The sequence below is a fragment of the Actinosynnema sp. NPDC020468 genome (assembly GCF_040642015.1).
Taxonomy (GTDB): Bacteria; Actinomycetota; Actinomycetes; order Mycobacteriales; family Pseudonocardiaceae; genus Actinosynnema.
On the sequence record NZ_JBFAEO010000064.1, the window covers coordinates 34469 to 43174 of the forward strand.

The 8706-nt window shown below is 74.2% G+C and carries 7 protein-coding genes; 5 read left to right on the forward strand and 2 right to left on the reverse strand.

What is annotated here, in order from left to right:
• Positions 1-113 precede the first annotated feature (113 nt).
• On the reverse strand, positions 114-1835 hold the full coding sequence (locus tag AB0G50_RS32220) for an NAD+ synthase (RefSeq protein ID WP_360116458.1): 1722 nt from the start codon (positions 1833-1835) through the stop codon (positions 114-116).
• Positions 1836-1966: 131 nt separating this feature from the next.
• Between AB0G50_RS32220 and AB0G50_RS32225 the strand changes: the two genes are divergently transcribed.
• Together AB0G50_RS32225 and AB0G50_RS32230 are read left to right on the forward strand one after the other, a co-directional pair.
• Entirely contained in the window at positions 1967-3190 is a 1224-nt protein-coding gene (locus tag AB0G50_RS32225; RefSeq protein WP_360116461.1) for a sensor domain-containing protein, read from the forward strand.
• On the forward strand, positions 3181-3822 hold the full coding sequence (locus AB0G50_RS32230; RefSeq protein WP_360116476.1) for a response regulator transcription factor: 642 nt from the start codon (positions 3181-3183) through the stop codon (positions 3820-3822). The genes AB0G50_RS32225 and AB0G50_RS32230 overlap by 10 nt, the downstream gene beginning before the upstream one ends.
• Here the strand turns inward: AB0G50_RS32230 and AB0G50_RS32235 are convergent, their stop codons facing one another.
• A complete protein-coding gene (locus tag AB0G50_RS32235) occupies positions 3823-5295 on the reverse strand; it encodes an alpha/beta hydrolase (RefSeq protein WP_360116464.1) in 1473 nt (490 codons plus the stop codon).
• Between the two features lie 303 nt (positions 5296-5598).
• Here AB0G50_RS32235 and AB0G50_RS32240 point away from each other — a divergent pair, with 303 nt between their 5' ends.
• The 3 genes from AB0G50_RS32240 to AB0G50_RS32250 all read left to right on the forward strand — a co-directional run bounded on the left by AB0G50_RS32240 (position 5599) and on the right by AB0G50_RS32250 (position 8582).
• Positions 5599-6126 carry a hypothetical protein gene (locus AB0G50_RS32240; RefSeq protein ID WP_360116467.1) on the forward strand — a complete coding sequence of 176 codons (528 nt, stop codon included), beginning with the start codon at positions 5599-5601 and terminating at the stop codon, positions 6124-6126.
• Between the two features lie 245 nt (positions 6127-6371).
• Positions 6372-6839 (forward strand): DoxX family protein, encoded by a 468-nt coding sequence (locus tag AB0G50_RS32245; protein ID WP_360116470.1) that lies wholly within the window; start codon positions 6372-6374, stop codon positions 6837-6839.
• Positions 6840-6971: 132 nt separating this feature from the next.
• Positions 6972-8582, forward strand: coding sequence for an amidase (locus AB0G50_RS32250; protein ID WP_360116473.1), 1611 nt, complete (start codon positions 6972-6974; stop codon positions 8580-8582).
• Positions 8583-8706: the final 124 nt, after the last annotated feature.

Here is an 8706-nt window from a genome sequence, read left to right on the forward strand (position 1 = left end):
TGCCTCGTCCGGCGGTCCGGCGGGGCTGCGGGGCGTGCGGTCGCACGGGGCATCGGGCCTCCGAAGGCAGGCCGCTGGTGCGTCCGTTCGGCGACCCGCTGCGCCCGGCGCGATCACCACCGGTAACCGTTGGTGATCGGCATCCGGCGGTCCTTGCCGAAGGCCTTGGCGGTCACCCGGACCCCGACGGGCGCCTGGCGGCGCTTCCACTCGGCGACGTCGATCAGTCGGGTGATCCGCCGGACCAGGTCCTCCGGGTGGCCGGCCGCGATCAGGTCCTCGGCGGTCGCGTCCTGCTCGACGTAGGCCACCACGATCGGGTCCAGCTCCGGGTAGGGCGGCAGCGAGTCGGTGTCGACCTGGCCCGGCCGCAGCTCCGCCGACGGCGGCTTGGTCAGGATCGCCTCGGGGATGAGGTCGTGGCCCGCCACCTCGTTGCGGTGCCGGGCCAACGCGCCGACGGTGGTCTTGGTCAGGTCCTTGAGGACGGCGAACCCGCCCGCCATGTCGATGCCGTAGACCGTCGTGTAGCCGACCGCGAGTTCGCTCTTGTTGCCGCAGATGAGGACCAGCCAGCCGGGGAACTTGTTGGCCAGGGCCATCATCACGTTCGCCCGGATGCGGCCCTGGAGGTTCTCCTCGGTGACGTCGGGCTCCAGACCGGCGAAGGACGGCGCGAGCATGTCGAGGGTGGCGCCGAACGCCGGTTCGACCGGGATGGTCCGGAAGTCGATGCCGAGGTTGCCCGCGACCACCTTGGCGTCCGTCGAGGACTCGTCCGACGAGTAGCGGGTGGGCAGGGCCACCGCGTGGACGCGTTCCGGTCCGACCGCGTCGGCCGCGATCGCGGCGACCAACGCCGAGTCGAGCCCGCCCGACAGTCCGAGGACGACGTCCGTGAAGCCGTTCTTGCGCGCGTAGTCCCGGGTGCCCAGGACGAGCGCGGCGTAGATCTCGGCGAGCCGGCCCAGCCGCGGCGCGGGTGTCGTCGGCACCGGCGCGGTCGTGGTTGCCTTGTGCGGCAAGGAGACCACCGGCAGCGACGCGGTGGGCAGGTCTTCGCGCGAGCTGAGCAGCCGGTTGCGCCACACCGGACCCACCGGCACGTCCACGACCTGCTGGACCTCCTCGAACTGCGGTGCCCGCGCCACGACCTCGCCGGTCGCGTCGATCACCGTCGAACCGCCGTCGAAGACCAGTTCGTCCTGACCGCCGACCTGGTTGACGTAGGCGATGGCCACGGCCGAGTCGACGGCCCGGGTGCGCAGCATCCGGTCGCGCTCCTCGATCCGGCCGACGAAGTACGGCGAGGCGTTGAGCACCAGCACCAGCTCGGCGCCGCCCGCGGCCTGCTCGGCGATGGGACCGGCCGGGTTCCAGACGTCTTCGCAGATCGCCACGCCGACGGTCGTCCCGCCGATCCGGAACAGGGTGGACGGCGCCCGACCCGGCACGAAGTACCGCCGCTCGTCGAACACGGCGTAGTTCGGCAGGTGGCGCTTGTGGTAGGTGCCGACGACCGCGCCGTCCGCGCACACCGCCGCCGCGTTGAACAGGTCCCGCTCCACCGCGGCGTACCCGACCACCGCGACGCACCGCCTGCCCCGGGTGGCCGCCGCGACCCGGTCGAGCCGCTCCAGTCCGTCCCGCACGAACCCGGGTTTGAGGAGCAGGTCCTCCGGCGGGTAGCCGGTGATCGCGAGTTCCGGGAACAGGGCGACGTCCGCGCCGGCGGCCTCGGCGCGGTCGAGCTGGTCGAGGATCCGGGCGACGTTGCCGTCCAGGTCGCCGACGTGCGGGTTCACCTGGCACAACGCGACGCGTAGCGAGCTCACCGAAGGGATCGTACAACCCGGTCCGGCGTTCCGGTCCACTGTGGACGCACGGTCGCGGTACGGCCAGGGGTACCCCGGGGCGGCGGCCGGCACCCGTGAGCCGAGGGGGTCGGCCGCCTAGCATCCGGGGTGTGGACAGGTCCGTGTGGTCGACGATGGCGGGGAACCCGCTGCGGTTCCTGGGCTCCGCGTGGCCGTGGCGGTGCGTCGGGTACCTGCTGGGCGCGGTTCCGGTCGCGGTGCTCGCCTGGGTTCCGGTCGTGGCGCTGCTGCCGTTCGCCGGGATACCGGTGGGCGCGGTGGAGCGCCGGCGGTTGCGGGTGCTGGACCGGGCGCCCGCGGTGAGTCCGCACGCCGCTGTGGAGGCCGGTGTCCGGGCCTGGCTGCGGCGGCGGTCGGGTGAGCGGGCCACCTGGCGGGAGCTGGGCTACGCGCTGTGCCTGGTGACCGTGCTGCTGGTGGTCGACGTGCTCGCGCTGGGCCTTCTGCTGCTCGCGGTGGTGGTGCTGCTGGCACCGGTGGTGCCGCTGCTCGGGGACGGCGTGGTGGTGGTCCGGCTCGGGCCCGTGACGGCCGACTCGATCGGTGGCGCGCTGCTGCTCAGCGCCGTGCTCGGGCTGCCGGGCACGGTCGTCGCGGTGTACCTGGTGTGCGCGCTCGCGGCGGGGCAGGCGGCGTTCGCGCGGTGGTTGATCACGCCGACCCGGCGCGAGCGGGACCTGCGGGTGGACGAGCTGACCGCGTCGCGGAACCGGCTCGTGGCCGCGTTCGAGGCGGAGCGGCGGCGGATCGAGCGGGACCTGCACGACGGCGCGCAGCAGCACCTGGTGCTGCTCGCGATGAACCTCGGGCTCGCCGAGGTCGAGTTGGGCGACGCCCACCCGCGGGCGGGCGCGCTGGTCGCCGAGGCGCAGCGCCAGGCGCGGCGGGCGTCGACCGCGATCCGCGAGCAGATCCGGGGCATCCACCCGAGGGTGCTGACCGACCTGGGTCTGGCGGCCGCGCTGGGCGAACTCGCGGAGCGGTGCCCGGTGCCGGTGCGGGTCGGGTTCGCCGGGCGGGAGCGGCTGACCGACGCGATCGAGTCCGCGGCGTACTTCGTGGTGTCCGAGGCGCTGACCAACGTCGTCCGGCACGCCGACGCCGGGCGCGTCGACGTGGACGGCGGCGTCGAGGGCGGCCTGCTGGTCGTGACGGTCACCGACGACGGGCGCGGCGGCGCCGATCCGGACGCGGGCACGGGCCTGCGAGGGTTGGCCGACCGGGTCGCGGTCGTGGGTGGCACGCTGACCGTCGACAGTCCCGTGGGCGGACCCACGACGCTCCGGCTGGAGGTGCCGTGCCACTGCGCGTAGTGCTCGCCGAGGACGCCGTCCTGATGCGCGAGGGTCTGATCGGCCTGCTGGAGCGCTTCGGGCACACCGTCGTGGCCGCGGTCGGCGACGCCGACGCGCTGCTCGTCGCGGCCCGCGAACACCGGCCGGACCTGGTCGTGACCGACGTGCGGATGCCGCCCGGCCACACCGACGAGGGCCTGCGGGCGGCGGTCGCGCTGCGGGTCGACCCCGGCGTGGCGGTGCTCGTGCTGTCCCAGTACGCCGCCACCGCGTACGCCGCCGAACTGCTCGGCCCGGTCGGCCGCGGCGGCGTCGGCTACCTGCTCAAGGACCGGATCGGGCAGATCGCGGACTTCGCCGACGCGGTGGTCCGGGTCGCGGCCGGCGAGACGGTGATCGACCCGGACGTGGTGCGGCAACTCCTGGCCAGGCGGCGCACCACCGGGCCGCTGGACCGGCTCACCCCGCGCGAGCGGGACGTGCTGGGGCTGATGGCGGAGGGCAGGGCCAACCTGGCGATCGCCCGGGCGCTCGACATCAGCGACAACGCCGTGGCCAAGCACATCGGCAACATCTTCGCCAAGTTGGACCTGCCCGCCGAGGACGGCCACCGGAGGGTGCTCGCCGTCCTCACCCACCTGCGGGGGTGATCAGCGGCACGTCCGGTCCGCCGCCGGCAGCGCGCCGCCGAGCAGGTAGTCCTTGGTCGCCGCGTCCGCGCACGCGTTGCCCGCGACCAGGAACACGCCGTGCCGGAACCGGTCGGGCACGGTCACCAGGCGCGAGCCGGTCAGGGCCCGGTGCAGGGCGAGCTGGCCCGGGTACGGCGTGGCGGGGTCGCCGGTCGCGCCGAGCATCAGCACCGGCGTGGCGTTGCCGATCGCGGTGGCGGGCTCGGCGGGGGAGACGGGCCAGAACGCGCACGGGTTGACGTTGCGGGCCAGCGGGCCGAACAGCGGCTCGGCGGCCCGGTTGGCCCGGATGTCCCGGTAGTAGGCGTCCGGGTCGCGCCACGCCGCCCGGTCGCCGCAGACGATCGGGGTCCCGGACCGGTCGGTCGCCGGGCCCTCGCCCGTCGTCAGGCCGTGCAGGAGCTCGTCCAGCGCCGGCGACGGGGTGACGGGTTTGCCCAGCGCGGCGTCGCGCAGCGTGCGCACCACGTCGGTGAGCCCGGCGCGCGACTCGGCGTCGTCCTGGTAGACGCCCGCGAACAGCAGGAACGGCAGCAGGTGACCGTCCACCGCGTACCCGCCGACCTTCAGCGGCCGGCGCTCGGCGGCTTTCGCCACTCCGTCCACAGTGGACAGGACCTCGGCCGCAGTCGCGCCGAGCCCCTGTCCGGTCGCGGTTGTCGCCCAGTCCCGGAGCGCGTCCGCGACGGCCGGCGCGACCGCGCGGAGCAGACCCGGTCCGAACCGGTCCGGGTCGACCGACGAGTCGAGCACGAACCGGTCCGCGCGCGAGGCGAACATCTGGAGGTACACCGAGCCGAGGTAGGTCCCGTAGGACACGCCGTAGTACGACACCTTGGGCTCGCCCAGGGCGGCCCGCACGGCGTCCATGTCGCGCGCGGTGTTGCGGGTCGACGCGGCCCGGAGCAGCTCGTGGTCCAGGCCCGCGCAGCCGCGCGCGAGGTCGTGGGCGAACGCCGTGCTCTCGTCGAACGAGCGCCGGTCCGGTCCGGCCGAGCGGATGAAGGTGTCGGTCTTCCAGTCGCAGCGCAGCGGCGAGCTGCGGCCGGTGAACCTCGGGTCCATGCCGACCAGGTCGTAGCGCGCCGCGACGTCGGGCAGGTGGCCCGCGAGCAGCACCTGCCGGATGGCGGATCCTCCGGGTCCGCCGGGGTTGATCATGAGCACGCCGCGCCGCCGCGCGGGGTCCGAGGCCTTGATCCTGGACAGCGCCAGGGTGATCGTCCGACCGCGCGGCCGCCGGTAGTCGACCGGCACCGCGAGGTCGCCGCACTGGGCGCCCGCGGCGTCCAGGTCCTGGCCCAGCCGGTCGTCGGGGCCCGTCGCGCAGCCGTGCCAGGTGATCGACGCCGGTGCCGCCGACGCGGGTGTCGCGGGCACGAGCGCCCCGACCGCCAGCAGCACCGCGGCGAGGGCGTGGGTTCTCCGCACTGGAACTCCTTTCCGAAGGGTGCTCCCGACGGTAGGAAGCGGGCGCGTCTTCCGCGATGGCCCGGGCTGCCGGTCGCGCGGCGGGTCCGCTGGGGGTGCGGTGGTACACCTGGCACCACCGGTGCAGTGGGTAGTCGCGCGCGGCCCACAGGCCGGGCGTCACCCGATGGTGGCGACCGGCACGCGGCGGGGCGGGTCGCCGGGAGTGCGCGGCCGGCCGGATCCGCACACCGCCGCGTGACCCACCCCGGCGGAGGGACGACACCGATTGCCGGTCACCGGCGGGTGGGGCTAGGTGGGGGTATGAAACTACGCCTTCTGGCCGCCGTGACGGCCGTGCTCTCCGGACTCCTGGCCGCCGCCGCGCCCTCCGCCTCGGCGGCCGCCCTCGACGCCACCTGCACCGGCACCACCGCCACCGGGTACGCGCCCGGGCTCCTCCTGCTCACCGAACGCCCGACGCTGGTCAGCCAGTCGCACGTGCTGACCGTGTGCAAGTCGCAGGCGGACCCCGCGATCAAGTCGGCGACCAGCTTCAGCAGCGGCCTGGGCTCGCTGTCCTGCCTGGCCCTCGGCGCGGCGGGCAACGGCACCCAGACGATCACCTGGAACACCGGCGACACCACCACGTTCTTCTTCAACCGCACCCGCACCATCCTCGCCGGCCTCACCGCCGACGTCCTGAACGGCGTGGTGATCGCGGGCAAGTTCCAGGGCGACAGCGTCGTGGTCACGGTGACCGGCCTCATCGCCAACCCCCTCGGCTGCCTGTCCGCGACGGGCCTCCTCACCGCCTCCGGCCCGGTGACCGTGGAGATCACCTCCACCTGACGCCGCCCGCACCCGATTCCACCCGATTTCCGGCGGCCCCGGTGTCCGAGGACTACTCCACCGGGGCCGTCACCCCCTTTGTCCACAAAGGACTCAAGCCTCGGGTCGCGCGCGTTCGGGGCAGACCTCCTGGGCCGAATTCCGCACTGCCCGGAAAGTGGTCTAGACCACAAGGGTCGGTGCGGGCTAGGGTGATCGACGTCGCCGAGGGCTGTCCGCCTGCACGAGTAGTCCAGGAGATGTCGATGAAAACCACTCCCGTCGGCGCGGGAGCGCCCGACCGCGTGGGAGACCGCGTCGAGGCGCTGCTGCGCCGGTTGGCGCTGCCCTGCCTGCGGTTGTCGTTGGGCGCGGTGTACCTGTGGTTCGGCGCGCTGAAGGTCGGCGGGCGGTCACCGGTGGCCGAGCTCGTCCAGGCCACGGTTCCCTGGGTGCACGACGCGTGGTTGTTGCCCGCGTTGGGCTGGGTGGAGATCGTGCTCGGGTTGGCCCTGGTCGTGGGACGGCCGCGGCGGTTGGCGCCGGCCGCGGTGGCGGTGCACCTGGTCGGTACGTTCCTGGTGTTCTTCGAGGCGCCCTCGCTCGCGGTGACCGGTGGCAACGTCCTGCTGCTCACGACGACGGGGGAGTTCGTGCTGAAGAACGTGGTGCTCGTGTGCGCGGCGTTGACGATCCTCGCGTTGGACGGCGAGCGGCCGGCGGTCGTCCGGTAGTGGACCCCGGCTACCCCCAGGAGGGTAGGCGGAGATCAATCCGGTGGGGGACTTCGGGACGGCGTTTCCTGCGTACGTTCGGCTCTCGTAGGCGGCCAGGGTTCCTGGCCCGGTGACACGAGGGGTTTTCCGATGACACGGCGCAACGTCCGCAGCACGGTTCGCGGGGCGGTGATCGGGCTGGTCGTGGTCGGCCTGGTCACCCCGCTCGCGGCGCACGCCGAGGAGCGCGGGGTGGTGGGGTCCACTGTGGACTCCGTCTTGGACCGGGTGACGATCGTCGACCTGCAACAGGGGATGAACGCGCGGCTGTTCACCTCCGAGCAGGTGACGCGGGGCTACCTGCGGCGGATCGACCGGATCAACCCGGCGCTGCACGCGGTGCTCCGGGTCAACCCGGACGCGGTGGAGGCGGCGCGGCAGAGCGACGCCCGCCGGCGCGCGCACACCACGCGCGGGCCGCTGGACGGGATTCCGGTGCTGCTCAAGGAGAACACCGATACCGCCGACCGGCAGCCGACCACGTCCGGGTCCACCGCGCTGGTCGACTCGAAGCCCGCCAAGGACGCGTTCTTGGTGTCACGGCTGCGCGACGCCGGCGCGGTGGTGCTCGGCAAGACGAACCTGTCCGAGTGGTCCAACTTCCGGGGCGCGCCGTCGGTCGACGGGTGGAGCGCGATCGGCGGCCAGACCCGCAACCCGTACGTGCTGGACCGCAGCCCGTGCGGCTCGTCCAGCGGCGCGGCGGCGGCCGCGGCGGCGGGGTTGGCGGCGGTGACCATCGGCACCGACACGGGCGGCTCGGTGATCTGCCCGGCGAGCCTGAACTCGACCGTCGGGGTGAAGCCCACGCTGGGCGTGGTGAGCCGCAGCGGGATCGTGCCGATCACCGGTCGGCAGGACACCCCGGGCACCATCGCCCGCACCGTCACCGACGCCGCCCTCGCGCTGTGGGCGATCCAGGGCGTCGACCCGGCCGACCCGGACACCGCGGCGGCCGCCGGCACGCTGCCGCGCGACCCGAGCCGGGTGCTGGACCGGGACGCGGTACGGGGCAAGAGGATCGGCGTGTGGCGCAAGGGGCACGAGGGTCAGGGCGCCGACGTGGACCAGGTGTTCGACAACGCCGTCAAGCGGTTGCGCGAGTTGGGCGCGACCGTGGTCGAGGGCGCGGACGTGGTGCCGTCCGAGGACAACACGGATCTGCTCCCCGCGCTGCTGACCGAGTTCAAGCACGACCTCAACGCCTACCTGGCCGCCACGCCCGGCGCGCACCCCAAGGACCTCAAGGGGTTGATCGAGTTCAACCGGCAGCACGCCGACGTCGAACTGGGCCTGTTCGGCCAGGAGCTGTTCGAGTGGGCCGAGCGGACCGACGGCGACGTGACCGACCCGGTGTACCGGGCGCACCGCGCAGCCGCCACCGACGAGGCCCGGCGCGGGATCGACGACGTGCTGGGAAGGCAGCGCCTGGACGCCATCGTCACGCTCACGTCGGGGCCCGCGCCCGTCCTCGGCCGGGAGGGCGAGAGCACCCCGTTCGCGTCCACCACCCGGAACAACTCGCTGGGCGGCTACCCGCACGTCACGGTGCCCGCCGGGTTCACCCGGAACGGGCTGCCGCTGGGCCTGTCGTTCCTGGGCACCCGGGCCACCGACGCGAAGCTCGTCGGGTTCGCCTACGCCTACGAGCAGGCCACCCACGCCCGCCGCGCGCCGCGGTACCTGCCGACCACCGGGTGACCCGGTGCTCCGCGACGCGCCCGGGGGGGGAGGGCGGGGCGCGGGGCCGGGGGGGCAGGTGGCGGGGGGGGGGGCGGGGGGGGGACGGGGGGAGCCCGCCGGTCTGCGGCCGCCCCCCCCGGGG